Genomic DNA, 23,172 nt, shown 5'->3' with positions numbered 1-23,172 from the left:
AATTGATTGCGCACGAAGCGCGGGCCAAACAGCGAAGATCGAGGGCGCGCCGGTTATGCCGAAATGGCCATTTTGCCCGGTCATAACCGGCGACATAACCGAAACCTTGCGCAATTTCATAAGGTTATATCTCTGGTTATGCAGTTATGTGGTTATGTGGTTCGCGCATATGCGCGCGCGTCTGCGCCTGCGCGCACGCGCGCACACACGCGCATAGTGCGCGCGCGCGAGAGAGACATAACCGCATAACCATGCGCCCTACCCCTTTGAGTTGGTGAGAAATTCCCGGTTACGAGCGCGGTAATGAGCGGTTATGTCCATAACCGGCAGGCCAACGCCCGCGCCTCTGGCCATGCTGCACACGATTTCGCCCGCATTAACTGCGCGCGTCGCACCCCTGCGACCACGCCGCAGCGCCGGCCGCGCGCTCGCGCGCGTCCGAAGCCGCGATGAAGGCCCCGCACGCGGGGCGCGCGCGGCCTATTGTGTCCCCCACGGGGCCGGGGTGAGAGAAATCCTCCGGCCTAAAAAGGGTCGGGGCGCGCCGATCTAGTCCACCTGGTCATAGGCCGCGAGAGATCAGGCCCGCACGGCCTCAGGGACCGGGCAGGCGCAAGAGGGGCCAAGGGCGAGCGCATCGAGCGCGGCCGCCCCCCATTGGTCAGCCATGGCCTCCGCAATCCCCGTGAAGAAGCGTGAGCGCTCACGCCAGCGATCCGGCCCCGGCGGCATCCGATGGACGCGAGCAAGACGGCCATCAACCACATTCGTAGGCGTCAGCGGAGGCAATCCCTTCAGCCAGAAACACGTTCGCTTCGTCTCCGGGTGGCCGAACTGCCATGGCTGAACACTCTGGGCGAAGGGTTCATAGTTGCGGATCAACCCCTTTGCGTGCCGATGCATCACGGGATTTTCCACGGCGATGCGCGGGATCGGCGCGTTCCAGCAGTCTGAGAAAAGCGCCGCGCCCTCCTCCAGCTCGCGCCACATCTCCTCCCGCGTTCGCCCTGGCGGCGGGACAGAGAGCCAGCGAACCCCGGAATTACAAAGGCGAGTGCAAGGAGGATGCATGACCGCGAGCAAATCCCAGCCGTCGCTGAGATAGTCGCGAACGTCGCCGACAATGTGCCTGTTCGACCTATCCTCAGACGGGCGAATGTCCACGGACCACACATCATGACCGCGCGCCGCAAACGCGCGTCGCACGATCCCCGACGTTTCACACCCGATTAGGACGCGGAGCCCGTCACGCCGGCGCATAGCGCGCCCGCAGCTCGTCACCCTTGAGCACTCCGGCCTTCGCCGTGCCGGGATGGCGCACGATCCAGTCGCCCACGTAGGCGCGCGGTTCGCCGTCGCCGTACAGGAACATGAAGGGCGGATCGTCATCGGCGCCGCAGCCGGGAACCCAGGCGCAATCCACGCCGGCCGCGACGCCGTTAGCCGCGATCTCGCGCCAGCTCTCGAATGAGCCCGTGAATTCCTGCGCCTCGATCACGTTCCCGCGCTCGCGATTGCGGAAATAGGGCATGGTCACTCCCCCAGAGACGCCAGGTAGAGATCAAGGATTTCCTCCTCTTCTCGCCGCAGGTTCGGATCGAGCCGCCGAAGCGCGATGATTTTCCGCATGATCTTCGCGTCATAGCCGTTGCCCTTGGCTTCCGCGTAGACGTCGCGGATATCGTCCGCGATGGCCTTCTTTTCCTCCTCGAGCCGTTCGATCCGCTCGATAAAGGCCTTGAGGTGACCGCCGTCGACGCTGGCGCCGGCCGCCTCCTCAGGATCGGGCGCGACCTGGCGCACGGCGTCCGCCACCTCATGCACCGCCGACTCCCGCCACCAGGCCGCCTTGGCGACGGAAGAATGCAGGAGCTCCAGCGCATTGCGCTTTGTCAGTTGCACGCGCTTCGCCAATTCCTTGGCGTTGGCGCCGGGCAGCGCTTCGATGAGCGCGGCGAGCGCGACATATCGCGCTCTGTACATCAGGCCTTCGGCGATCGGCGTGCCGAGCGTTGAGCTATCCAGTCCGACCAGGCGCGACGCAGCGGCGACGGCCGCCATGATTTGCGGAGGCGAGGCGTTGATCATAGCCAGCGCCACGGGAAGATACCCCGGATGCGCAACAGCGACCGGCCAATGCTCACCTTGTAAAGCCCGAAGCGATACCCAATAATTTCAATCGTAAGAAGCGGCTTTACGTCTTCGTCTTTATCTTCAGCCCAAGTCATGCCTGCTCTTCCTTCTTCACATGAGCGTCAAAAGCCACCAGATCGACGAACAAACACCGCGACGTCAGGCGGTTGATCTTGACGTTCTGCCCATTGCCGCGATCACGGATCACGACATCGGCCGGCGCCTGCTTCAGCGCCGACCCCCACACGCCAGAGGCCCACTTCGAGCCCTGGAAAATCTTCTGAAGACCCACGGAGGAGAGCGGCACGCACAGCAGCCGCCGCTTGTCGCCGGCGTCGCCCGTTTTGCAGGGCGTTCCGTCTTCCCGTTCCTCGCGGCCGCGCATGCCCACCAGGCCGAGCCGTTCATTCACGGCGTCGAACGAGAGCACGCCGCTTTCCCAATCCTCGACCACGCGGCCGACCGTCGGCTTTTCGCCCGACTTCCAAGCCTCGATCGTCGAGCCGAGCAGGTGCGCGAGACATTGCCGCCAGTTATCGTCGTCGCCCTGGCGATCGTTCGACGTCATGTGGCCGATCATCTTGCCGACGAAGGCGTGATCCTCGACGTCAAAGCCGGCCGCCACCATGCCGGCGTCGCCGATCAGCAGGTTGGCCAAGGCGAGCAGCGTCCCGTAAGTGTCCTGGGCGCGGCTATCGAGGCCGCCGCCGAACAGCGTCGCCTTCCAGCGCTCGAGGCAGGCCGGAAACTTCGGCCAGCTATCCATCAGCGAACGCAGGATCATCCGGCCGGTCACGTCGGCGTCCACCGTTGGCGTCCGGCCGATCCGCGTCTTGTCGATCTTGCCCAGGTTCAAGATCGCCAGGCGCGAGCGGTCCTGAGGCTCCATCGGCGGCGGATTGATCGCGGAAAACAGAAACGCGTTGCGCAGCGTGAATTGCACGCCCTCATGATCGGCGCCGCCGCGCGAGATCGTGCCGCCGGAGCTGGCGACGCGCGCCAGGTCGATAATCTCGGAGGCCTTGCGCGAGACGGCCGAGGCCTCGAGCTCGTCGATCGCCACCGGCAGGCAGTCCTGGCGCACAATCTGATAAATGCCGGCGCGCGTCGTATCCTCGGCCGAGATCACAGAAGGCCCCAAAACCGTGCGGATCACGGTTTGCAGCGTCGTCTTGCCGACGCCTTTATCGCCGGTCAGGAAGCCATGCGGCCGCCAGCGCAGCGCGGCGCCCAAAAACATCGTCCCGATCAGGCCGAGCACAAGCACCGGATCGAGCGTCGGCCGTTCCCACGACCACGAACGCAGATCCTCGAGCAGCTGACGCGCCGGCGAATCCTCCGGCGGGACCGGCTCTTTCCAAGGCAGGGTGACGGGCGGCCGCTGCGGATAGAACATGCCGTCGACTTCGCCCGGCAGCGCCGCCTTCAGCGTCTTGCCGTCGACGCGATAGAGCGCCGGTCCGGCGTGCCAGATCAATTCGCCGCGCGACGTCAGCCAGGCGCCACGGCCGCGCACGCTTTCGCGCGGCGAGAACATGCCGCGCCGCGCCGCCGCCGCGATCAGGCATTGGTGAACTTCTTTCACCTCGAGCCCGTTGATGACGAACTCGCCCTGTTCCTTGATCGCCTGAGCGTTGAAGCGCGGCCAATGATGATAGAGATAATTCGGACGCGCCGCGAACAGCGAAATCAGTGTGTTATGCGTCCATTCCGACGTGGTGACGTCGATCATCTGCCCGAGCGAATCGACGACGTAACAAACCTTCCCGTCCATGCCGAGCGGCACGACCGGACAGCCTGGCGGAAGTTTCTCCGCCGGCGCGCCCGGCCATTGGCCCGCGTTATAGCCCCAGGCCTCTTTGTTGCCGGGCGCCGGGTCCGACACCGGCCCGGAGCCGAGCTTTTCCATAGCGTCCGCCCACGCGGCGCGAACGCCTTTCACTCCAGTCTGAACCATCTACGAAGATTTCCGGGCGCCCAAGGCGGTGATTGAAACGCGACGCAACACGCAACGAACTTGAGATCAGGCGGCCAATTGCAGGTCGCCGGACATCCGCGCGGCGACGTCGATCGGCAGATCGTCGCCGGCCTCCGCCGCATTGAGACGGCGCGCGATGCGAAAACAGGTTTCCATGTCGCCGACGGCCGCGATGGTCACACCGCGATCCCTCGTCACGCACCAGGCGCTTGACGCGCGCATCCGCTCAACCAGCCACATGGCCAACCTCCAACATTTCAGGGGGGTACGCGACGCAACACGCAACAAACACGGCAAGACGGCCCCTCGGGGATCAGGTCGCCTTGGAAGGATCGGATGCCGGCGCGGAAGCCGGCTCTTGGGGCGCGGCCGGCGCGGCCGTGTCGCCGATCGGCGCCGCATCCGACGCAGGAGCGGCGGCGCCCGCGGCGCTCTGGCCGTCAGTCGGACCCGCGCTCGGGGAGGCCGCCGGCGTCTCGACCTGGACGAGCTGCACATCGTCGCGCTTGGCGAGCGGATCGGGCACGAGCTCGAGGATCGTATCTTCTTCCTTCTCCGCCAGGGCGGCGGCCGGGATCACGGTTTTCGACTGTTCCCACGCCTCGAGGCGGGCGATGTCCTGCGCGATCAGGCCATCACCGAGCAGGATCAGCGTGGCGAACGCGCAATATCCGGTGCGATAGGCCAGCGGGCATTCGGCAAACCCATCGACATCGGCCGAATGCACCTCCTGCCCGTGCGCATAGCGATACAGGGCTTCCGCCGGCGCGTTCGGATTGGCGCGCACGAAACCCGCCAGCTTTTCCTGCGCCGCGTCGCGTGCGTCCGCCGTCAGCGAACCGGTGCCGCACGTCGGCCAGGCCAACGAGTCTTCCGTCGCATCATGGTAGATCGCGACGAAATTTCCGGCGGAATGATACGCCGCCTTGGCGACGACGGCCGCCGCCTTTGCCCTCAGTCCTTCGATGTCCATTCAAACCCTTCCTTTCAGCAGGTCGTTGAAATCGTTGCCTTGATGCGCCTGCATCGTGGTCAGCGGCTTCCCGCGTCGCGCGAGCGCCTCAAGCACTTCGTCGCGCTGCGCCAGCGCTTGCGGCTTCAAGTCGTTTTCGAGAGCGACGATGATCGACGAGATGCAGTCGAACCACACGGGCGCATCGTCGATGTTTCCAATCGACAAAGCGGCCCAGACGCGCGCCTCAGGCAGCGCAAGGGCGAGAGACAGCCCGGTTTCGATCCCCTCGCAGAGCACCAGCGGGCCGCGTATGCCTTGACGCGAGGCCTCGACGGTCGACAGGCCGGACGGCCCATAGGTCAGCGGAACGACCGAGCCCTTGATATCGCCGAGCATCAGCTTCGCCTGCGAGATCGGCGCTTTGTCGACGCCGCCGGCGTCATGCAGCCAGGTCGCGTGCAGCCCGGTCTTGAACCCGTCGCCGTTCATGGCCGGCGCGACCATCGCCGGGCCGAACCAATTGGCGCCGCCCCAATGCCGCAAGCCGGAATGCCAGCGCAAAACCGGGCACTTGTTGGGAATGGCGTCATAATCAATGCCGCGCGCCTCGAGCAGATAGCGGCGCACCAGCGCGAACCCGTCATGCGACGCGCCCTTGCTCTGGATCAGAATGTCGGCGACGCGCCGGGCGATCCGCGCCGCGCGCTCCGCCTCATCCTTGTCGGCTTTCTTGCGGCGCGCCGCCGCCTCACGCCGGATCTTCTTGATCACGTCGGAATTGCCGTCCGTGATCCCCAGCCGCTTCTTGGCCCACTGGATCGCGTGCTTTCGCCCTTCCTTCGAGCGCGGCGCGAACCCGGCGACATAGGCGACGAGGCCGAGGATATCGCCCTTGCCGTAGTCTTCCGGCTCGTCATATTCGCGCCACGCGCCGTTCCCCCAAATCTTGAAGGACGAGCGGCTGTCATTCGCGCGCGTGGGATTGGGCGCCGCCCACACATTGCCCTCGCGCCGGCAACCGGGCACGAGCTCGTGGATCAGGCCGGGGCAAAGCGCCTGCAGCCCGGCGCGGAGATCGCGGACAGGAACGTCGATCATGACGAGCCTCCCTGGATGAATTCTGCAATGAACCAGGGCGGGACGGGCCGACCGGCCGCATAATCCCGCTTGTACTGTTCGACGGCCTTCTTGAGCCCATCGAGTTCCAGTTCGATTTCATGCGCGGTGACCGGCGGAACGGCCTTCCGCGCCGCCTCGCGCTCTTTCCGCCGCACGGACGGAGGCACGAAGCCGGGCACATGGCGCTTGGCGAGCAGGAGATCAGACGGCTTGAACCACGCCTTTTTCTGCCCGGGTGGAATGAGGAAGGCCGTGAACTGCCCGTCAGCGAGGCAGCGCGGCCACTGGCCATCCTCCTGGCGCTTCCAGATAAACCAGGCGTACGCGCTCGCCGACTTGCACTTCGGATCGTAACCGCCCTCACACATCGGCACGCGCTCGGAGAAGATCGCGACCAGCGACGGCGGAAACTCGGACAGCAGCGCGTGGCGCTCCTCAGTTTCCAGCCATTGCAACCGGCACAGCAGCGCGACGCCGACGCGCGCGAAATGGAGAAATCCGGGCAGCATTTCCGCCGCCGATTTCAGCGGAGGATCGGGCGAGAATGGTGGATTAGTGATGATCCAATCCGGGCGGCCTTGGACGAAGGCGTTCCAATATTCTGAGTGGTCGCAGGCGTCCAAGCCCGCGGCGACGTCAGGAGCGCCAAAATCGTTGATGTCGCTCGCAAACGTCGCAGTCGCAAACTCTTCAATGACCTTGGACATATGCCCGAGGCCGGCGCACGGCTCCCAAACAATGTTGGGAAGCATCGGCCCCACGCCGAGCCGGGGCAGCACCACGCGAAACAGCGTGCGCGTCGCCCATGGCGGCGTGCAGAACAGCGCCGCCTTTTGCCACGGCGCGCCGTCAGCCAAGCGCGCCCGCTTCGAGGCCATCACGGCCGAGGAGCCGGAAGCCTGGATCACGCCGCCGCCCTCCGCACCACTTCGACGATGGCGTCGGGATAGACGAGCGCCTTGAAGTCGCCGTCGCCGACGTCGACCAGCACATGACCAGCCACCCAGCGGCAAACGCGCGCCCGGTGCAGCACGCCGAAGGCCTCGACGTTGACCAGGTCGCCCTTGGCGACGGCGACAGTTCCGCCGGCGGCGAGTTCCATCAGCTCAAGCATCACTCATCTCTCCCAGCCATGGCGCGCATGGCGCCGAAGATCATTTCGTTGAAGGCAGGATCGTCGCGGCGGTCCTCGACGTCCTTGAGAGCCAGGCACACGGCGGCGGGCGTCAGCCCCAGAAGGGCGGCGATCTTCGCCTGCCCGATGCCGGCGCCGGTGTTGACGAGATAAATCGCGGCCTGACGCGCATGGGAGCAGGCCCGCCAATGCGCATCGGCGGTCGCGCCGCGCTGGGGCGAAGTCTCCGCCACTTGCTCCGGCGTCACGCCGTAGAAACGCGCGGTCCGCTCGAGTGCGCCGGCATAGGCCCACCGCGTCAGCTCGAGCACCGGCGACGGCGCCGCCTTGGCGCGTGCTAGAGATCGCAGCGCACGACGAAGTTTGTGGAGAAGAACAGGAGACGCCCCGCCAGGGCGGCGGAGAACCCTCCGATACCATGCAGGCGTGATGCAAGCCTCGGCAGCCAGCCTCTCCTGAGAGATTGAACAGCGGCGCCGCTCCGCGTCGATCTCAGCAATGCCGAAGTCCGCGCTTAATTTAATACCGGTACTGCGGAGCGAATCACCCGCGACGGCCTGTTGCGGTGCGGACACAGCAACCGCAAATTCGCCGAGGGCAGATATCTCAGGGAGCGTCACGGAAGACATCACGCGCCGCCTTCCATCACCGAGCGCAAGCCGCCAAGATAGGCGGCCATGTTGCGCTCTTCTTCCGCAAGGGCCTGTTCTATTGCCTCAATTGTAGATTGGCGGGCATCGTTGCGTCCCTTCAGAACACGATGCACGTTGTCTTCGTCGAGGCCAGAACGCTTCGCCAGTTCTTTGACGGTCATACGTACCGCCCGGCGGCGCGCGTCGAAATTTTCGAACGCCATCTTTCGCCTTCGCTTGTTATCTGCAATGTTGCAGATAGCAATCTGATTCGCAGCCTAGCGTCAACTGCAATGTTTCATTCGTCTGTGGAAAGCGCAATAGTACATGCTGTACCCGGCTTAAAACCGGGACAGGGCAGGCTTATGGCTGGGAGGCCTCCGAAGAGCGACACAAAGGAAGCGATCCGCGAAGCTCAACGCGAATGGCTCCTCAAGGTGTTGGCTGAGACAAAAAAGACGCCATCACAACTGGCTAAGGACTCCGGCGTTTCAGACACCACACTGACGCGCTTTCTCAACAATCCGTCTTACAGCGGAACGCTGACGCCGATCACCGTCGAGCGAATTTCCGAGCACGTCGGAATTCCTGGACCCGGCTATTCAACTTCAAAGTTGCAGATCGCCGCATGGAAACCACGCGACGAGGCGGAGCGTGTTCCTTGGGATAATTGCAAATCCCCCACTCTCGCCGCCCTGATCGGTGGGCGCGACGCGCCAGAGGTCTGGACCATTCAGACTGATCATCTGGCGCTCGCCGGCATTCGCCAAGGGGATATGGTTGTGATCGACAAGGACGTGCAGGCGCGCGATGGCGATATTGTCTGCGCGCAGATCGAGAACGGAAACGGCCCCCGCACGGTTTTCCGCATGTTCCAGATGCCGAACCTTGTCGGCGCCAGCTTCGATCCACAAGCAATCCGGCCGGAGCCGGTAGATGGCTTGCGCGTGCGCGTCATCGGCGTCGTCACAGATCTACTGCGCCAACGAGCGGCGTGATGGACATCTTGTCCGGAGACGACCCGAACGTCTTCAGGCGAGATGATCACGGCAACATCATTTTCTATGATCCGTCCACTGAACCATTCTTGAGGACGGACGAAATGTATGCCCTGATCGCTTTCCTGATTGGATTTGCCTTTGTAATCGCTGCCGCTTTTCTACATTCAGCCGTCCCGCACACAAAAGCCAGGATGGGCGCGCGCTTCGCACTCTGCTTCGCCGCGTCATTCGTCCTCGCGCAACCACTCGAACTCGATCGGTATTTCCCGTACGGGCTGAACGCACATGGTCTGCTAATTATTTTTGGTCTCTTTTCAGTCACTTATGCAGCCGCAACGCTTTTGGAATGGGCGAACGGTATTTTTCGCAGATAGCAAATCTGCACACTTGCAGATTTTAATATGCAAGCATACAGTCTGCACATCCTTTCACAGGAGGCGCAGAAACATGCACGCACCCACCATGACCGCGCAGGAGATTGCCGATCTCCTGCACATGAACTTCCGGACGTTTCAGAACAAATTGCCCAAACTGCGCGCCGAAGGCTTCCCGAGCCATCTGCCGGGAACGCGCGTTTGGTCGCGCCGCCTGGTCACGGCATGGCTCGACCAGCGCGACCCAGCCGCCGACGCGCCGCCTGCCGACTTCGATCCCGTCGCGGCCGCGCGCGCCGAACTCGAGGCGCGCATCGGCGGGAGGGCGGCATGAGCTTTTCCAGCAGCGCCGGAAGCATCACGCGCAACCCCGCCGTCACCGAGGCGAACAGGCTTCACGAAATCAAGCAGCGCATCGCACTGGCGCAAGCCCAGATGGATCGCTCTTTCGACACTCTCGAACTGGCGCTCATGCAAATGAGCGACGCGCGCGCCCAAATCGCCACCCTCGCCGGCGTCATCAACCAGGGGAGCAGCACATGACTCGCGACCTCATTCAAAGAGCCGTTGAAGCCGCCTCGAAGCCTGACGCCCTCACCGTTCTCGTCAGCGTTCACGAGGCCGGCGACCAGCCCGTCGCGATCGAATTGACGGCCTTCGGCTTCGGGCCCGCCGCCTATGTGCTGTTCGCGGCCGAAGCCCTCATGTTCAAGGCGCGCGAGGGCATGTCCGTGGAGGACAGATGCCGGCTCGATTATCTCCGCCACGAATTACTGCGCTTCGTTGAGGAGCACGAAGAGGCCGAGCCGGCCGCGGTCGCGCCCATCGTGCGCCCGACCGCCCTGAATTAACACCCACCGGCGCGGCCGCCCGCGCCGACCTTTCGCTGAGGGAAGAGAGGACCATGGCGAAGCTCACCATCCAAATCACGCACATCAAATGGCGCGACGGTCGCCCGCGTTTCGAACCGGGCCCCAAATTGCGTAATCTCGGCTTCAAAGGCGAGGATTTGCGCCACGGCCCCAAAGGCGAATGGTTCGATGCCATGGAGGCCAAGACCTGGGCGGACGCCAAGGAGAAGGAGATTGCCGAGCGCCGCGCCCAGGCCGCCGCCGCACGCGCCAGCAAGAAGCGCCTGCCCGCCCTGGTCGGGGCGCGCGGCGCGCAGCTCATCAGCGTCGCCGAACTGTTCGAGCTTTATTTCCAGTCGCCGCGCATGAAGGGCGAAACCGTCGAGGACGGCAAGCGCCGCCAGAAAGCCGCCGCGCCGGCGACGGTCCGCGACTACCGCCAGAAATCCGACTCCATCGCCAAGTTCGACGAGGCGATTTGGTCGGCGCCCGTAGAGGCCCTGTCAAAGCCGATCGTCTATGACCTCTACGAACGTCTTTGGGCGGCCAAGGGAATCGCTACGGCGCGCGGCGCCGTCGCCGTCCTGTCGAGCGCCATTTCATGGGGTTTGAAACGCGGCCGCATCAAAATGCCGGCCAACCCCTGCCAGGGCCTCGGCATGGAAATGCCCGACGCGCGCCTGCGTTGCCTGTCGCCGGAGGAGGTCCGCCACCTGGTCGCGACGGCCGACGCCATCGGCCGCCCGGAGATCGGCGACGCCATCATAATGGGCGTATGGACGGGCCAGCGCCAAAAGGACCGCCTCGAGCTGGTCGACCGCGGCTTGATCGACGGCCGCCGCGTCTTCCAACAGAGCAAGACAAAGGCCATCGTCGAGATCAGGCAGGCCCCGGAGCTCGAGCAGCGGATCAACCAGGCGCGCAAGCGCCGGCTGGACTGGAAGGTGAAGCCGCTCGAGCTGATCGTGGACGAGAAGACCAAGGCGCCGTTCAAGTCGGATTGGTATCGCCACGTCTATGCGGAGGTCCGCGCGGCCGCCGCCGCCGGCGTCAAGGACGCCCAGGGCGGCGAATGGATCATCCCGCCCATGCCGAGCCTCAGCGACGCCCGCGACCAGGACTTGCGCGACACCAGCGTGACCTGGCTGGCCCGCGCCGGCTGCACGCACGCGGAGATCGGACAGATCACCGGCCACAGCGACCAGAGCATCCAGACGATTCTCCGGCACTATCTGAGCCGGCATAGGGAAATAGGTGACAACGCCATCGCGAAGCTGATCGCGTGGTATGACGGCCAGGCAGAGGGTGCAAAATGACTACGATCGAGCGCTAATTCCCGCCAAAATCCCTTCTGGTCAGCTTGTCCTCAAGCTCACGGCGCTCGATTTCCATCTTTAACCGTGAATTATTCAAGTACAGCATTACGGTAGAGATGATCTTCCACACGCCGTAACACACTGCAGCTAAAGCTGCCAGTCCGAGTATGATGACAATGCTAGCGCCAATAAATCCAAAAATTTCGTTAGAACTGAATGACGTCTTGATCGCAAATTGAGCGAATAGAGCCCCCCCGATAATGGCCATTAAGCTCAGGAGACTCCAAGCCACTTTGAGGGATTTTTGCAACATGCCGCGCCAGTCAACCATGACGAAAAATGCTCCAATATTCCGGCATCCTGTAAATTCCTACCATGGAGGAACAGCGCAGGAACAGCCCTATAAACGAACAGCGTTCAAACCGATGAAAACAAACCGTGGTCGGACGTCCGACCGTCCGACCCCAACTAAGGTCGGAAAATTGGTCGCATGTTCTCGGTAAGTACTAAAAAACAAGGGCCGGTCGATTTGACCAGCCCTTTGTTTTTGCGGGAGATTTCGATGGTGGGCGCACAAGGGCTCGAACCTTGGACCCGCTGATTAAGAGTCAGCTGCTCTACCAACTGAGCTATGCGCCCATCGAAATTGCTACTGAACATATTGTTCCGAAGCGATTATTCAGCGGTTAGGTGTGTCCGCCGCCGAACGAGAGGGGATGTACCAAAGGGCCTTTCCCCTGTCCAGCCCAAAAATCGCCTTTTTGCATTTTTGTGAAAATTCTTCGTCCAGAGGCCGGCGCGCCCTCGCGATCAAAACAGATCTTCGCCCACCGCCAGCCGGACTTCGTTCAAAGGCAGGCCGTTCACCGCATAGCCCACGGAGCGGTTGAACTGCAGCGCGGCGGTCTGGCCGTTGAGCGCCGCCACGCGATCGCCGCCGCGCGGACATTGAAAAGTCAGCGTCCGGCCGTGATGCGCGCGATAATAGGTGGCGAGGCGCTGCTCCAGCCGGGCGCTGTCGGCGCCGCTGGCGAAAATATCCGAGATCACCGTCTCGTGGCTGGCCGGCGCGACGCCGACGCAAAAACGCCATTCCTCCGCGACGGCGGGAGTGGACAAGCAAATGGCGACGACGGCGACGCGGCGGATCATGGGTCTGTCCTGCGGGAAACCGCGCCAGCCTGCGCCGGAATGGTTAAGAAAAGGCGGACGCGATGCGGGTCGCCCCGAATATAGGTCCGAACGCCTGATGCAGCGCCATGTCCGCCTCCATCATGGTCACGGGCAGGCCGAGATCGACCAGGCTCGTCACCCCCAGGTGGCGTTCGCCGATGCCGCAGGGCACAATGCCGCCGAAATGGCGCAAATCCGGCTCGACATTGAGCGACACGCCGTGAAACGACACCCAGCGGCGCAGGCGCACGCCAATGGCGGCGATCTTGTCCTCGGCCGGCTCCCCGTTCGGCCCGGCGGGCTTGTCGGGCCGGGGCGTCCACACGCCGACGCGGTCCTCGCGCGTCTCGCCCTTGACATTGAACAGGGCGAGCGCCGCGATCAGCCAGGCCTCCAGCGCGCCGACGAAGGCGCGCACGTCGCGCCGCCGCCGCGACAGGTCGAGCAGCACATAGGCCACGCGCTGGCCGGGGCCGTGATAGGTGTATTGCCCGCCCCGCCCCGCCGAAAACACCGGCAGGCGGTGCGTCAGCAGGTCCTGCGGCCGCGCCGAGGTTCCCGCGGTGTAGAGCGGCGGATGCTCCACCAGCCAGACCTTCTCCGGCTCCCGGCCTTCGGCGATGGCGGCGGCCCAGTCCTCCATGCGCTGGAGCGCGAAGGCGTAATCGGTCAGCCCCTCCGCGACGATCCAGTCCACCGGCGGCGATCCCGGCGCCGGCAGAAAATCTTTGGAGAGGGTTTCGCGCGTTTCGGACATGACGACGACTTGTGGATTGGGTGGGCCGCGAGGTCATCCATAGCCTGTTCCGCAGCCCTGTTGAAGCGGCCCCGGCGACGCCGATTGACTTGCCTCATGGACACTCTTGCGCGACCGTCTATGCTGCCGGATTGCGACGACCTGAAGAGGAGGTCCATGTGCATCAACATTCCCGCAAGACCCTGCACGCCTTCTTCGCGCATCCCATCGCCGGCAATATCGACTTCAAGGACGCCGAACACGCTCTGACCGGGCTTGGCGCCTTGGTGGAGCCGAAAAATGGCGGCAAGGTCGAACTCTCCCTGCACGGTCAAAAGACCCAGTTGCATTGCACGCATCACACGCTGACGCATGAGGATGTGATTCACATTCGCAAATGGCTGGAAAGCTGCGGCATCACCGCCGAATCCTTTCCCGCCTGAGCGAAACGCTCAACGCGGATGCGCGGCGCGCCATTGGCGAACGGCGGCCAGCGTCTTCTCGATATGCGGCGCCGGGGATAAGCCCTCGTAGGCGAGGATGATCTTGCCGTCCGGCGCGATCACATAGGACAAGCGGCTGGACATATCCGTGTTGAGCAGCCCGGAAAACTGCGCCTTGTAGGTGCGGATCACCTTGCCGTCGGCGTCGGCGCCGACCGGGAATTTGTCGCGGCACTCCTTGGTCGAAAATTCCTTCTGCGTGTCCAGCGTGTCGGCGGAGACGCCGATCAGGCTTGCGCCGGCCTGGGCGAAATTGTCCGCGTTCTCGGCGAATTCATGGGCTTCCTCCGTGCAGCCGGAGGTGAAGCTTTTCGGATAGAAATAGAGCACCACCGGCCCCTGCTTCAGCGCCTCCGACAGGGTGAAGGTGAAGCTCTTGCCGCCCACCGCCGCCTGTAGCGTAAAATCGGGCGCGGCCTCGCCGGGCCGCATCGCCGCCAAAGCCGCGCCGCTCAGGCAAGTCAGAGCCAAACCCAAAGCCAGACCGCGCATGTCGCTCTCCCTTTTGCGTCCGATTCTGCCCGAGACGCGCGGGTTGCGCAATCGGCGGCGCGACGAACCGCCGCTTTGCGCCGGACCGGCCAAACTGTTTCTGTGGCGATGACGGCGCGCCCCCGCGCGTCCGCCGCCGCAGCCAGCGCAGCCCAAGAGCCAGCGCAACAATGAAGCCAGCGCAACACTGGAGCGCGACCATGCCGACCCTCACGCCCGACGACGCGTCCGCTCAAAACGACGCCGAACTTCTCGCCCTGCTCAAGTCGAACACCGGGGCCTTCAACGCCTTTCGAGTGGCGAACCCGGACTATCGTCCCGATTTTTCGGGCGCCGACTTCACGCGCTTCAGCTTTTCCAACGCCAATATGCGACTGGCGAATCTCAGCGGCGCCAAGCTCGATCACGCCCTGATCGACAACCGGTCCGATTTCTACGGCGTGAACTTTCGCGGCGCCGATCTGAGCCATGTGTTTTCGCATGGCGTGCGCATGGCCACCGCCGATTGCACCGGGGCCTGCCTGCGCAATTTCGATGTGACCGACGCCAATTTGAACGGCGTGAAATTCGTGGACGCCGATTTGACGGAGTTGCGGACGCTCAACAGCAAGATGTGGGACACAGATTTCACGCGCGCGATCATGAAGGGCGTGCTGATCTGGAACGAGAAGGGCGCGAGCGGCTTCATCATCGACGCGGTGTTCGACGACGCCGACATGACCGACGCGCGGCTGGCGGCGGGCGACAACGGCCGCTTCTGCGTCGACCGCGCCCGCATCAAGCCCGCCGCCGCCTCGGGCAGCCTCACTTATGACCAGTGGATGCGGGAGAAAGCCCGCAAGCCCTTGTAAGTTTCCGTTCGGCGAGCGGAGCATGGCCTTCTCCCGGGGGGAGAAGGCGCGGCGTCAGCGGCGGGCGTATTTCTGACCGCGATGCGAACCGCGGAACACGACCTTGCACGCCGGGCTGAGATTGGGTTTTTGGCGGATCAGGCAGGCGGTGATCTGGCCGGCGTCCGGGATGAACTGGCCGCATAGGCGAAACACGTCGGGCGTGCAGGCCTGCTGGGCCTCGGCGGTTCCGCGATATTCGGCGCTTGCGGGCGTGGCGCAGGCAAGCGTCGCCGCCGCCAGCGCCACCAGGGCGATAGCTTTCATGTTTCCTCCAACGAATCAGTTATTTAGTGCTTCCGAGCTCGACGATGACGGCTTTTCTACGCCTTGGCAATGGCCTGACAGCCCTGACGTAACGGCGAAATATTTCACCGGATTGGCGTTTTTCCTCTTTGCTTCAGTGACGCGCGGCGCGCGAACCCCTATGTTGGCTGTGTGCTGAAGCAACCTGCCCCCTTTCCGAGCCGCGAGGACATTCTCGCCTTTATCGCCCGCGAATCCGAAGCGAGCGGCGCCGCGCCGCAGAAGATTGAAAAGCGCGAAATCGCCCGCGCCTTCGGCATCAAGGGCGGCGAAGCCAAGATCAAGCTCAAGGCGCTCCTGAAAGAACTGGAGATCGAGGGCGCGGTGACGCGCTCGCGCGCCGGCCTCGCCAAGAAGGGCGAACTGCCGCCGGTGCTGCTGTGCGACATTCTTTCGCGCGACCGTGACGGCGAACTGCTGGCCACCCCCGCCGAATGGGACGAGGATCTCGGCGTCGCGCCGAAAATTCTGATCGTCCTGCCCCGCCGCTCCGCCAAGACCCGCGATCACGTTCCCGCGCCCGGAATCGGCGACCGCGCGCTGCTTAAAGTGGCGCCGCATCGCGAGACGGGCGGCCCGGCCTATGTCGGGCGTGTGATCAAACTGCTGTCGCGGGCGCAAAAGCGCGTGCTGGGCGTGTTTCGCGAGGATCCGCGCACGCGCGGGGGGCGCATCCTCCCCGTGGACAAGAAGCAACGCGACCGCGAGCTGCTCGTCGTCGAGGCCGACCGTGGCGAGGCGCGCGACGGCGATCTCGTGTCGGTCGAAACGCTGTCGCGCGGAAGACTGGGCCTGCCGCAAGCGCGGGTGCGCGAGCGGCTGGGGTCGATGAACAGCGAAAAGGCCATCAGCCTGATCGCCATCAACACCCACGGCATCCCCGACCTGTTTCGCCCGGAAACGCTGGAGGCCGCCGAACAGGCCAAGCCCGCGCGCATGCAGGCCGAAGGTTTTACCCGGGAAGACTGGCGGTCGCTGCCGCTGGTGACCATCGACCCGCCCGACGCCAAGGATCATGACGACGCCGTTCACGCACAGGCCGACGAGGCGCCGGACAATCCCGAAGGTTTCGTCGTCACCGTCGCCATCGCCGATGTGAGTTTTTACGTGCGGCCCGGCGCGGCTCTCGACCGCGAGGCGCTGGATCGCGGCAATTCGGTCTATTTCCCCGACCGCGTGGTTCCCATGCTGCCGGAACGCATTTCCAACGATCTGTGTTCGCTGCGCCAGGGCGAGGACCGCCCGGCGCTGGCGTGCCGGATGCGAATCGGCAAGGACGGCCACAAGCTCGACCATAGTTTTCATCGCGTGATGATGCGCTCGGCGGCTAAGCTGTCGTACCAGCAGGCGCAGGACGCCATCGACGGACGGCCGGACGACACGACCCGCCCCTTGCTGGAGGGGGCGCTTAAACCCTTGTGGCGGGCCTATGCGGCGGCGAAACTGTCGCGCGAAAAACGGTCGCCGCTCGATCTCGATTTGCCGGAACGCAAGATTCTGTTGAAGCCCGACGGAACGGTGGACCGCATCTTCGTCCCGCCCCGGCTCGACGCGCATAAATTGATCGAGGAATTCATGATCCTCGCCAATGTCGCCGCCGCCGAGACGCTGGAGGCGCAAAAGTCGCACCTGATCTACCGCGCCCATGACGAGCCTTCGGTGGAAAAGCTCTCGGCGCTGTCGGAATTCCTCGCGACCATCGGCATCAAGCTGGCCAAGGGCCAGGTGATGAAGCCGCAGCAGTTCAACGACATCTTGCGAAAGGTGCGCGGCACCGAACATGAAAACGTCGTCAACGAGATCGTGCTGCGCACCCAGGCGCAGGCCGAATATGTGGCGGAGAATTACGGGCACTTTGGCTTGCACTTGCGCCGCTACGCCCATTTCACCTCGCCGATCCGCCGCTACGCCGATTTGATCGTGCATCGCGCCCTGGTGCGGGCGCTCGATCTCGGGCCGGGGGGGCTGCCGGAAATGGCCCGCGAGCATCTGGCGGAAATCGCGGCGAAAATTTCGGCCAGCGAACGCCGCGCCATGGCGGCGGAGCGCGAGACCACCGACCGGCTCATCGCCACTTACCTCGCCGAGCAGATCGGCGCGACATTCACAGGCCGCATTGGCGGCGTCACCCGCGCCGGCCTGTTCATAAAACTCGACGACACCGGCGCCGACGGCTTTGTGCCCGCCGCGACGCTCGGCGCCGATTATTTCGGCTTCGAGGAGGCGGCGCACGCCCTGGTCGGATCGCGCAGCGGCGAAACCTACCAATTGGGCGACGCGGTCGAGGTCAAGCTGGTGGAGGCCGCGCCCTTCGCCGGCGCCTTGCGCTTTGAAATGCTGAGCGACGGCAAAGGCCAGAAGGGCCGCGCCCTGTCGGTGAAAAAGAGCAACCCCAAGCGGGCGAGCGCGAAAAACGGCGCGGGCGCGCGCAAAAGCCGGCGGCGGACGTAGAGCCTAGACCGTGAGCCTCATGCCGTCGAACGCCGGCTCGACCCCCTCCGGCAATTGGCCGCGCAGGGTGTCGTAATCCATATCGGTGTGCAGATTGGTGAGCACGGCGCGCTTCGGCCTGAAACGGTCGATCATCTCCAGCGCCTCCATCAGGCTGAAATGCGTGGGATGGATGCGGTAGCGCAGGGTGTCGATCACCCAGAGATCGAGATTTTCCAAAAAGGCCGCGCTCTCGTCGGGAATGACCTTCACATCCGGCGTATAGGCGAAATTCTCGAAGCGGAAGCCGAGCGCGTCAATGTCGCCGTGATTGAGCCGGAACGGCAAAACTTCGAGCGGACCGGCCGGCCCCTCCGGCGCAAAGGCCTCGCCGGGCGTGAGAAAATGCGGGACGAGCAGCGGCGGATAGGCGCTGCCGGGCGGCGTCTTGAACAGATAATCGAACCGGACCCCGATGGTCTCCCAGGTCGGCGCGTCGAGATAGCAGTCGATCAGGCTGCGCATCTGCATGGTCAGCGGGCGCACGTCGTCGAGGCCGTGAATGTGGTCGGCGTGGGCGTGGGTCAACAGCAGCGCGTCGAGCCGGTCGACCTCCGCCGCGATCAACTGCTCGCGAATGTCCGGCCCGGCGTCCACCAGAAAGCGCGTCGGTCCCTGCGGCCCCGGCTTGTCCACCAGAATGGCGCAACGCCGCCGGCGGTTTTTCGGATTGTTCGGATCGCAGGCGCCCCAGCCCTGCCCGACGCGGGGAACGCCCGCCGAGGAGCCGCAGCCGAGGATTGCGATCTCGAGGCTCATGCCGCCAGCGCCGGCATTTTATCGAAGATCTTCAGCGCGTTGGCGGTGGTGATCTCCGCCAAAGCCTCGGGCGTCACGCCTTTCACCTCCGCCAGGACGCGCAGCGTGTCGGCGACATAGGCCGGTTCGTTGGTCTTGCCGCGATGCGGCACGGGCGCGAGGAACGGCGCGTCGGTCTCGATCAGGATGCGGTCGAGCGGAACGAGCGCCGCCGTCTCGCGCAGGTCCGGCGCGCTCTTGAACGTGACCACGCCCGAGAACGAAATATACAGGCCCAGCGCCAGCGCCCGCTGCGCCAACTCGCGGCCTGAGGTGAAGCAATGCAGCAGCGCCTTGAACGGCGCGCACGCGTATTCCTGTTCGAGAATCCCGGCCATGTCGGAATCGGCGTCGCGGCTGTGGATCACCAGCGGCAGGCCCGACAGCCGCGCCGCTTCGATATGGGCGCGCAACACCCGATGCGCCAAATCCTTGTCGGCGCGGTTGTAATGATAGTCGAGACCGGCCTCGCCGATGGCGACGCATTTGGGATGAAGCGCCAGCGCGGCGATTTCCTGCGCCGAAAACTCGCGCTCGTCCTGGGCGTGGTTGGGATGGGTGCCGACCGAGCAGAACACCTCGTCCACGCTGTCCGCAATGGCGGCGACCTGCGGAAATTTCTCGATTTCCGTGCAGATGGTGATCATCCGGGCGACGCCCACGCTTTTCGCGCGCGCCAAAACCCCTTCCCGGTCGCGGGTGAGTTCGTCGAAATCGAGATGGCAGTGCGTGTCGACCAATTGCATTGGCGGTCTCATTTCGCCTCTTCAGGCTCGACATAACGCGGGAAGATCGGCGCCGGCGCCGGCAGGTTTTCGCCCGCGGCCAGAGCGTGATCCGGCGTCGCGAAGGCGAGCAGGCGCTTGTCCGCCGGAACGCCCAGCAGGCCGAGCAGTTTTTCAGCCGCTTCGGGGATGAAGGGCTGGCACAGCAGCGCCACCACGCGCAGGGTTTCCGCCGTCACATAAAGCACGGCGTCGCGGCGGGCCGGATCGGTCTTGCCGAGCTTCCACGGCTCCTGCCCGGCGAAATAGCGGTTGGCGTCGCCCACCACGCCCCAGATTTCCGCCAGCGCTTGATGCGGCAGATATTGGCGCATGGCGTCGCGGGCGATGGTCACGGCGCCATAGGCCCGAGCCAGAATTTCGGCGTCGGCCTCCTCGCGCGCGCCGGGCGTCGGGACCTTGCCGCCGCAATTTTTGCCGATCATCGACAGCGAGCGTTGCGCCAGATTGCCGAGGTCGTTGGCCAAGTCCGCGTTGATGCGCTGCACGATGGCCTCGTGCGAATAATTGCCGTCCTGGCCGAACGGCACTTCGCGCAGGAAGAAATAGCGCAAGGCGTCCACGCCGTAATGATCGGCCAGCGTATCCGGCGAAATGACATTGCCGACCGACTTGGACATTTTCTCGCCGCGGTTGAACAGAAAGCCGTGGACGACGATCTGCTTGGGCAGCGGCAGTTCGGCCGACATCAGGAACGCCGGCCAGAAAATGGCGTGGAAGCGGGTGATGTCCTTGCCGATCACATGGGCGTCGGCGGGCCAGAATTTCGCGCGCGGGCCGCCTTCGAGATAGCCGGTGGCGGTGAAATAATTGGTCAGCGCGTCCACCCAGACATACATGACGTGCTTGTCGTCGCCGGGCACTTTGATGCCCCAGTCGAAGGTGGTGCGGCTGATCGACAGATCGTTCAGGCCGCGCTTCACGAAAGCAACGATTTCGTTGAGATATTTCTCCGGCGTGACGAAATCCGGATGCGCCTCGTAATAGGCCAGCAGTTTTTCGGCATAGGCCGAGAGCTTGAAGAAATAGCTCTCCTCCTCGACCCATTCGACCGGCGTGCCGGTGGGCGCGAATTTCTTGCCGTCCGCGTTTTCGGTGAGTTCGCCCTCGTCGTAATAGGCTTCGTCGCGCACCGAATACCAGCCGCTGTATTTCGACAGGTAGATGTCGCCCTTGGCGGCCATGCGGCGCCAGACTTCCTGCACGGTCGTCTTGTGCCGCGCCTGGGTGGTGCGCACGATATCGTCGGCGCGGGCGTTGAGCTTTGCGCCCATGGCCTCGAACTGCGCGGCGGTGCGGTCGGCGAGCTGTTGCGCCGAAATGCCTTCGCGCGCCGCCGTCTGCTGCATTTTCAGCCCGTGCTCGTCCATGCCGGTGACGAACAGCACGTCCTTGCCGTCGAGCCGCTGGAAGCGGGCGAACACGTCGGTGGCGATGCGCTCATAGGCGTGGCCGATGTGCGGCGCGCCATTGGCGTAGGGTATGGCGGTGGTGATGTAATAGGTTTGCTTGTCGGCCATGGCCCGTCGCTCGTCATTTCAAGTTTGAGGCAAACTAAAGAAGCGCGGACGAAAGGCCAAGGGGGCGACCTCATTTCCCCATCAGCAAGCACGCGTCTCCGTAGGAATAGAAGCGGTATCCGCTACGAATCGCGTGGGCGTAGGCGCTTTGCATCCGCTCCAGCCCGGCGAAGGCGCAGACCAGCATAAACAGGGTCGAGCGCGGCAGGTGAAAATTGGTCATCAGCATGTCGACCGCGTTGAAGCGGTAGCCGGGCGTGATGAAAATAGAGGTCTCGCCGGAGAAGGGTTTGATTCCCGTCTCGTCCGCCGCGCTTTCGAGAATGCGCAAGCTGGTGGTGCCGACGGCCACGATCCGGCCGCCTTGCGCCCGCGCCGCATTGAGTCGCGCCGCCGTCTCCGCGTCGATCTCGCCCCATTCGGCGTGCATCACATGGTCTTTGGTGTCCTCGGCCTTGACCGGAAGAAACGTGCCGGCGCCGACCAGCAGCGTCACCTTTTCGATGCGCGCCCCGGCCGCCTGCGCCGCTGCGAGCAAGGCGGGGGTGAAATGCAGGCCGGCGGTGGGGGCCGCCACCGCGCCGGGCTTTTGCGCGAAAACCGTCTGATAGTCTTGGGCGTCCTGCGCGTCTTCCGCGCGCCGCGCCGCGATATAGGGCGGCAGCGGCATGTGGCCGACCGCCATCAGCGCATTGTCGAGCGCGGGGCCGGACAGGTTGAAGCCGAGCAGAACCTCGCCCTCATTCTTGGCCTCGACCACGGCCTGAAGGGCGCCGTCGTCGCCGAACGCGACGGTTTCGCCGAGCTTCAGCTTCTTGGCGGGGCGGACGAAGGCGCGCCAATGCGCGCCATCCTGCTTCTTGTGCAGGGTCGCCTCGATGCGCGCGACCGCCTCGCCGCGCGTGCGCGTCCCGAACAACTGGGCGGGAATCACCTTGGCGTCATTGACCACCAGCACGTCGCCGGGGCGCAACTGCGACGGCAGGTCGCCGACATGCAGATCGCGCAAATCCTCGCCGATCGCCAACAGGCGGGCGGATTCGCGCGGACTGGCCGGCCGCAGGGCGATTCTGTCTTCAGGCAGGTCGAAATCGAACACATCTACGCGCATGGCGCCGTCATAGACGCTCGGACCGGCGCCGGAAACAAAAAACCCCGCGCTTTTTACACGCGGGGCTTTTCGCCGGGAGGAGAGGTTTTAGCGCGAGGCGAATTTCTGGGCGGCGACCGGGCCGAGCGCGACCCACACATTCGGGTCCTGCTGGCTCTGGCGCTTCACGAAGCGATAGGCGATCTTGCTGACCGGCTTCACCTCGTCGGTGAGATTGTCGAGCACATATTCGCCGCCATTGGTCTTGACCGTGAGAATGGCGTGGCCTTCGTTCTGCTGGTCGCGCACCACGGTGACCAGCAGGGCGGAACGGGGATAGCCGCGTTCGATCAGCATCTTGCGCTTCATAAGCGCATAATCTTCGCAATCGCCCTTGCCGTCCGCCGGCAGATCCCAGCGGTCCACCACGCCCCAATGCTCCATGTCGGACACCGCTTCCACGGAGCGATTGACGAAGGTGTTGACCTGCCGGATTTCATGCATCGAGGCTTCCGTCAGATTGACGTCGGCCACCTTGCCGGAGACCGCGCATTCGCTGGCGTAGCGTTGGCAGAACTCCACCCAGCCGAAGGGGATCGAGGTGTCCGCGCCGACCGAGGCGTAGGCGACTTCGACGCCGGAGGACACGCTGGCCTTCGCGCCGACGTCCGACGCGATGAACGGCGCCGCCGCCAGCGCCAGAACCAGACCCATCGTCGTGAAAGCTGCGATACGCATGTCATACCTCGTTGATGAAGCGAGTATGACCGGGGCCTATTGGAGTCGATTGAAGCGAAATTCTCGCATTTTATCCAACGCCGTTCATTTTTTGCTGGCGCGCCATTAAGTCTAACAAAGCCTGATCGGAACGGTTAAAATGCGGCTAAATCCGATT

General features: G+C 64.2%; 31 protein-coding genes and 1 tRNA gene. 9 read left to right on the top strand and 23 right to left on the bottom strand.

From position 1 onward, the window contains the following. Positions 1–579 precede the first annotated feature (579 nt). The 12 genes from CFB24_RS09305 to CFB24_RS09255 all read right to left on the bottom strand — a co-directional run bounded on the left by CFB24_RS09305 (position 580) and on the right by CFB24_RS09255 (position 8,176). Positions 580–1,260 carry an SDR family oxidoreductase gene (locus CFB24_RS09305; RefSeq protein WP_088520323.1) on the bottom strand — a complete coding sequence of 227 codons (681 nt, stop codon included), beginning with the start codon at positions 1,258–1,260 and terminating at the stop codon, positions 580–582. Further along, on the bottom strand, positions 1,247–1,531 hold the full coding sequence (locus CFB24_RS09300; RefSeq protein WP_088520322.1) for a hypothetical protein: 285 nt from the start codon (positions 1,529–1,531) through the stop codon (positions 1,247–1,249). Before CFB24_RS09300 ends, CFB24_RS09305 begins: the two co-directional genes overlap by 14 nt. A 2-nt stretch (positions 1,532–1,533) precedes the next feature. Then, positions 1,534–1,803: a DUF2312 domain-containing protein gene (locus CFB24_RS23605; protein ID WP_244593152.1), complete on the bottom strand. Its 270-nt coding sequence runs from the start codon at positions 1,801–1,803 to the stop codon at positions 1,534–1,536. Positions 1,804–2,084: 281 nt separating this feature from the next. Further along, the gene (locus CFB24_RS23040; protein WP_158255183.1) at positions 2,085–2,228 is read right to left on the bottom strand and encodes a hypothetical protein; all 144 of its coding nucleotides are present in this window, start codon (positions 2,226–2,228) and stop codon (positions 2,085–2,087) included. Beyond that, entirely contained in the window at positions 2,225–4,090 is a 1,866-nt protein-coding gene (locus tag CFB24_RS09290; RefSeq protein WP_141098408.1) for a hypothetical protein, read from the bottom strand. Before CFB24_RS09290 ends, CFB24_RS23040 begins: the two co-directional genes overlap by 4 nt. Positions 4,091–4,156: 66 nt before the next feature. After that, a complete protein-coding gene (locus CFB24_RS23920) occupies positions 4,157–4,291 on the bottom strand; it encodes a hypothetical protein (protein WP_275936864.1) in 135 nt (44 codons plus the stop codon). A 133-nt stretch (positions 4,292–4,424) separates the two neighbouring features. Continuing rightward, positions 4,425–5,084 carry a hypothetical protein gene (locus CFB24_RS09280; protein WP_088520319.1) on the bottom strand — a complete coding sequence of 220 codons (660 nt, stop codon included), beginning with the start codon at positions 5,082–5,084 and terminating at the stop codon, positions 4,425–4,427. Continuing rightward, positions 5,085–6,164 (bottom strand): DUF7146 domain-containing protein, encoded by a 1,080-nt coding sequence (locus tag CFB24_RS09275; protein ID WP_088520318.1) that lies wholly within the window; start codon positions 6,162–6,164, stop codon positions 5,085–5,087. It lies immediately after the preceding gene. After that, on the bottom strand, positions 6,161–7,042 hold the full coding sequence (locus CFB24_RS09270; protein WP_146090244.1) for a hypothetical protein: 882 nt from the start codon (positions 7,040–7,042) through the stop codon (positions 6,161–6,163). The genes CFB24_RS09275 and CFB24_RS09270 overlap by 4 nt, the downstream gene beginning before the upstream one ends. 47 nt (positions 7,043–7,089) lie before the next feature. Continuing rightward, on the bottom strand, positions 7,090–7,299 hold the full coding sequence (locus CFB24_RS09265; protein ID WP_088520316.1) for a hypothetical protein: 210 nt from the start codon (positions 7,297–7,299) through the stop codon (positions 7,090–7,092). After that, entirely contained in the window at positions 7,299–7,949 is a 651-nt protein-coding gene (locus CFB24_RS22520) for a hypothetical protein (protein ID WP_141098406.1), read from the bottom strand. Before CFB24_RS22520 ends, CFB24_RS09265 begins: the two co-directional genes overlap by 1 nt. Next, a complete protein-coding gene (locus CFB24_RS09255) occupies positions 7,949–8,176 on the bottom strand; it encodes a helix-turn-helix domain-containing protein (protein WP_088520314.1) in 228 nt (75 codons plus the stop codon). The genes CFB24_RS22520 and CFB24_RS09255 overlap by 1 nt, the downstream gene beginning before the upstream one ends. 141 nt (positions 8,177–8,317) lie before the next feature. Between CFB24_RS09255 and CFB24_RS22515 the strand changes: the two genes are divergently transcribed. From CFB24_RS22515 to CFB24_RS09225, 6 genes are all read left to right on the top strand, one after another. Next, positions 8,318–8,950, top strand: coding sequence for a helix-turn-helix domain-containing protein (locus CFB24_RS22515; RefSeq protein ID WP_158255182.1), 633 nt, complete (start codon positions 8,318–8,320; stop codon positions 8,948–8,950). Next, the gene (locus CFB24_RS09245; RefSeq protein ID WP_088520312.1) at positions 8,950–9,327 is read left to right on the top strand and encodes a hypothetical protein; all 378 of its coding nucleotides are present in this window, start codon (positions 8,950–8,952) and stop codon (positions 9,325–9,327) included. Before CFB24_RS22515 ends, CFB24_RS09245 begins: the two co-directional genes overlap by 1 nt. 88 nt (positions 9,328–9,415) lie before the next feature. Then, a complete protein-coding gene (locus tag CFB24_RS09240) occupies positions 9,416–9,661 on the top strand; it encodes a hypothetical protein (protein WP_088520311.1) in 246 nt (81 codons plus the stop codon). Continuing rightward, a complete protein-coding gene (locus CFB24_RS09235; protein ID WP_088520310.1) occupies positions 9,658–9,870 on the top strand; it encodes a hypothetical protein in 213 nt (70 codons plus the stop codon). The genes CFB24_RS09240 and CFB24_RS09235 overlap by 4 nt, the downstream gene beginning before the upstream one ends. Continuing rightward, the gene (locus CFB24_RS09230) at positions 9,867–10,178 is read left to right on the top strand and encodes a hypothetical protein (RefSeq protein ID WP_088520309.1); all 312 of its coding nucleotides are present in this window, start codon (positions 9,867–9,869) and stop codon (positions 10,176–10,178) included. The genes CFB24_RS09235 and CFB24_RS09230 overlap by 4 nt, the downstream gene beginning before the upstream one ends. 53 nt (positions 10,179–10,231) lie before the next feature. After that, positions 10,232–11,494 (top strand): site-specific integrase, encoded by a 1,263-nt coding sequence (locus CFB24_RS09225; protein WP_088520308.1) that lies wholly within the window; start codon positions 10,232–10,234, stop codon positions 11,492–11,494. 13 nt (positions 11,495–11,507) lie between these two features. Here CFB24_RS09225 and CFB24_RS09220 read toward each other — a convergent pair whose 3' ends face one another. The 4 genes from CFB24_RS09220 to lipB form a co-directional block, all read right to left on the bottom strand. After that, on the bottom strand, positions 11,508–11,825 hold the full coding sequence (locus CFB24_RS09220) for a hypothetical protein (RefSeq protein ID WP_088520307.1): 318 nt from the start codon (positions 11,823–11,825) through the stop codon (positions 11,508–11,510). Between the two features lie 232 nt (positions 11,826–12,057). Beyond that, positions 12,058–12,133, bottom strand: a tRNA-Lys gene (locus CFB24_RS09215). 171 nt (positions 12,134–12,304) lie between these two features. Further along, entirely contained in the window at positions 12,305–12,646 is a 342-nt protein-coding gene (locus tag CFB24_RS09210) for a hypothetical protein (protein WP_088520306.1), read from the bottom strand. A 43-nt stretch (positions 12,647–12,689) separates the two neighbouring features. Beyond that, entirely contained in the window at positions 12,690–13,424 is a 735-nt protein-coding gene (lipB, locus tag CFB24_RS09205) for a lipoyl(octanoyl) transferase LipB (protein WP_088520305.1), read from the bottom strand. A gap of 158 nt (positions 13,425–13,582) precedes the next feature. Here lipB and CFB24_RS09200 point away from each other — a divergent pair, with 158 nt between their 5' ends. Next, positions 13,583–13,846, top strand: coding sequence for a hypothetical protein (locus tag CFB24_RS09200; RefSeq protein ID WP_088520304.1), 264 nt, complete (start codon positions 13,583–13,585; stop codon positions 13,844–13,846). A 9-nt stretch (positions 13,847–13,855) separates the two neighbouring features. Here the strand turns inward: CFB24_RS09200 and CFB24_RS09195 are convergent, their stop codons facing one another. Next, on the bottom strand, positions 13,856–14,398 hold the full coding sequence (locus tag CFB24_RS09195; RefSeq protein WP_088520303.1) for a peroxiredoxin: 543 nt from the start codon (positions 14,396–14,398) through the stop codon (positions 13,856–13,858). A gap of 200 nt (positions 14,399–14,598) precedes the next feature. On the opposite strand from CFB24_RS09195, the gene CFB24_RS09190 reads away from it, so the two are divergent. Continuing rightward, the gene (locus tag CFB24_RS09190; protein WP_158255181.1) at positions 14,599–15,249 is read left to right on the top strand and encodes a pentapeptide repeat-containing protein; all 651 of its coding nucleotides are present in this window, start codon (positions 14,599–14,601) and stop codon (positions 15,247–15,249) included. Between the two features lie 54 nt (positions 15,250–15,303). Here CFB24_RS09190 and CFB24_RS09185 read toward each other — a convergent pair whose 3' ends face one another. After that, the gene (locus CFB24_RS09185) at positions 15,304–15,555 is read right to left on the bottom strand and encodes a hypothetical protein (protein WP_088520301.1); all 252 of its coding nucleotides are present in this window, start codon (positions 15,553–15,555) and stop codon (positions 15,304–15,306) included. A gap of 171 nt (positions 15,556–15,726) precedes the next feature. Here CFB24_RS09185 and rnr point away from each other — a divergent pair, with 171 nt between their 5' ends. Beyond that, positions 15,727–18,045 (top strand): ribonuclease R, encoded by a 2,319-nt coding sequence (gene rnr, locus CFB24_RS09180; RefSeq protein ID WP_088520300.1) that lies wholly within the window; start codon positions 15,727–15,729, stop codon positions 18,043–18,045. A gap of 3 nt (positions 18,046–18,048) precedes the next feature. Here rnr and CFB24_RS09175 read toward each other — a convergent pair whose 3' ends face one another. From CFB24_RS09175 to CFB24_RS09155, 5 genes are all read right to left on the bottom strand, one after another. After that, a complete protein-coding gene (locus tag CFB24_RS09175; protein ID WP_088520299.1) occupies positions 18,049–18,843 on the bottom strand; it encodes an MBL fold metallo-hydrolase in 795 nt (264 codons plus the stop codon). Continuing rightward, positions 18,840–19,628 (bottom strand): TatD family hydrolase, encoded by a 789-nt coding sequence (locus CFB24_RS09170; protein ID WP_088520298.1) that lies wholly within the window; start codon positions 19,626–19,628, stop codon positions 18,840–18,842. Before CFB24_RS09170 ends, CFB24_RS09175 begins: the two co-directional genes overlap by 4 nt. 8 nt (positions 19,629–19,636) lie before the next feature. Next, on the bottom strand, positions 19,637–21,187 hold the full coding sequence (gene metG, locus CFB24_RS09165; RefSeq protein ID WP_088520297.1) for a methionine--tRNA ligase: 1,551 nt from the start codon (positions 21,185–21,187) through the stop codon (positions 19,637–19,639). A 70-nt stretch (positions 21,188–21,257) separates the two neighbouring features. Next, complete coding sequence (gene queA, locus CFB24_RS09160; protein ID WP_088520296.1) at positions 21,258–22,298, bottom strand: tRNA preQ1(34) S-adenosylmethionine ribosyltransferase-isomerase QueA; 1,041 nt, start codon at positions 22,296–22,298, stop codon at positions 21,258–21,260. Between the two features lie 87 nt (positions 22,299–22,385). Beyond that, positions 22,386–23,015 carry a transglutaminase-like cysteine peptidase gene (locus CFB24_RS09155; protein WP_244593150.1) on the bottom strand — a complete coding sequence of 210 codons (630 nt, stop codon included), beginning with the start codon at positions 23,013–23,015 and terminating at the stop codon, positions 22,386–22,388. Positions 23,016–23,172 lie beyond the last annotated feature (157 nt).

The organism is Rhodoblastus acidophilus (assembly GCF_900187365.1).
Lineage (GTDB): Bacteria > Pseudomonadota > Alphaproteobacteria > Rhizobiales > Beijerinckiaceae > Rhodoblastus > Rhodoblastus acidophilus.
Note: the sequence above shows the minus strand (reverse complement) of the source record. Positions and strands in the feature narration are given on the sequence as shown.

Excerpts from the sequence above, each read along its gene's own strand:
- CFB24_RS09305 (WP_088520323.1), bottom strand. The coding sequence starts at position 1,260 with ATGCGCCGGCGTGACGGGCTCCGCGTCCTAATCGGGTGTGAAACGTCG.
- CFB24_RS09300 (WP_088520322.1), bottom strand. The coding sequence starts at position 1,531 with ATGCCCTATTTCCGCAATCGCGAGCGCGGGAACGTGATCGAGGCGCAG.
- CFB24_RS23040 (WP_158255183.1), bottom strand. The coding sequence starts at position 2,228 with ATGACTTGGGCTGAAGATAAAGACGAAGACGTAAAGCCGCTTCTTACG.
- CFB24_RS09290 (WP_141098408.1), bottom strand. The coding sequence starts at position 4,090 with ATGGTTCAGACTGGAGTGAAAGGCGTTCGCGCCGCGTGGGCGGACGCT.
- CFB24_RS09280 (WP_088520319.1), bottom strand. The coding sequence starts at position 5,084 with ATGGACATCGAAGGACTGAGGGCAAAGGCGGCGGCCGTCGTCGCCAAG.
- CFB24_RS09275 (WP_088520318.1), bottom strand. The coding sequence starts at position 6,164 with ATGATCGACGTTCCTGTCCGCGATCTCCGCGCCGGGCTGCAGGCGCTT.
- CFB24_RS09265 (WP_088520316.1), bottom strand. The coding sequence starts at position 7,299 with ATGCTTGAGCTGATGGAACTCGCCGCCGGCGGAACTGTCGCCGTCGCC.
- CFB24_RS22520 (WP_141098406.1), bottom strand. The coding sequence starts at position 7,949 with ATGTCTTCCGTGACGCTCCCTGAGATATCTGCCCTCGGCGAATTTGCG.
- CFB24_RS09255 (WP_088520314.1), bottom strand. The coding sequence starts at position 8,176 with ATGGCGTTCGAAAATTTCGACGCGCGCCGCCGGGCGGTACGTATGACC.
- CFB24_RS22515 (WP_158255182.1), top strand. The coding sequence starts at position 8,318 with ATGGCTGGGAGGCCTCCGAAGAGCGACACAAAGGAAGCGATCCGCGAA.
- CFB24_RS09245 (WP_088520312.1), top strand. The coding sequence starts at position 8,950 with ATGGACATCTTGTCCGGAGACGACCCGAACGTCTTCAGGCGAGATGAT.
- CFB24_RS09240 (WP_088520311.1), top strand. The coding sequence starts at position 9,416 with ATGACCGCGCAGGAGATTGCCGATCTCCTGCACATGAACTTCCGGACG.
- CFB24_RS09235 (WP_088520310.1), top strand. The coding sequence starts at position 9,658 with ATGAGCTTTTCCAGCAGCGCCGGAAGCATCACGCGCAACCCCGCCGTC.
- CFB24_RS09230 (WP_088520309.1), top strand. The coding sequence starts at position 9,867 with ATGACTCGCGACCTCATTCAAAGAGCCGTTGAAGCCGCCTCGAAGCCT.
- CFB24_RS09225 (WP_088520308.1), top strand. The coding sequence starts at position 10,232 with ATGGCGAAGCTCACCATCCAAATCACGCACATCAAATGGCGCGACGGT.
- CFB24_RS09220 (WP_088520307.1), bottom strand. The coding sequence starts at position 11,825 with ATGGTTGACTGGCGCGGCATGTTGCAAAAATCCCTCAAAGTGGCTTGG.
- CFB24_RS09210 (WP_088520306.1), bottom strand. The coding sequence starts at position 12,646 with ATGATCCGCCGCGTCGCCGTCGTCGCCATTTGCTTGTCCACTCCCGCC.
- lipB (WP_088520305.1), bottom strand. The coding sequence starts at position 13,424 with ATGTCCGAAACGCGCGAAACCCTCTCCAAAGATTTTCTGCCGGCGCCG.
- CFB24_RS09195 (WP_088520303.1), bottom strand. The coding sequence starts at position 14,398 with ATGCGCGGTCTGGCTTTGGGTTTGGCTCTGACTTGCCTGAGCGGCGCG.
- CFB24_RS09190 (WP_158255181.1), top strand. The coding sequence starts at position 14,599 with ATGCCGACCCTCACGCCCGACGACGCGTCCGCTCAAAACGACGCCGAA.
- CFB24_RS09185 (WP_088520301.1), bottom strand. The coding sequence starts at position 15,555 with ATGAAAGCTATCGCCCTGGTGGCGCTGGCGGCGGCGACGCTTGCCTGC.
- CFB24_RS09175 (WP_088520299.1), bottom strand. The coding sequence starts at position 18,843 with ATGAGCCTCGAGATCGCAATCCTCGGCTGCGGCTCCTCGGCGGGCGTT.
- CFB24_RS09170 (WP_088520298.1), bottom strand. The coding sequence starts at position 19,628 with ATGCAATTGGTCGACACGCACTGCCATCTCGATTTCGACGAACTCACC.
- metG (WP_088520297.1), bottom strand. The coding sequence starts at position 21,187 with ATGGCCGACAAGCAAACCTATTACATCACCACCGCCATACCCTACGCC.
- queA (WP_088520296.1), bottom strand. The coding sequence starts at position 22,298 with ATGCGCGTAGATGTGTTCGATTTCGACCTGCCTGAAGACAGAATCGCC.
- CFB24_RS09155 (WP_244593150.1), bottom strand. The coding sequence starts at position 23,015 with ATGCGTATCGCAGCTTTCACGACGATGGGTCTGGTTCTGGCGCTGGCG.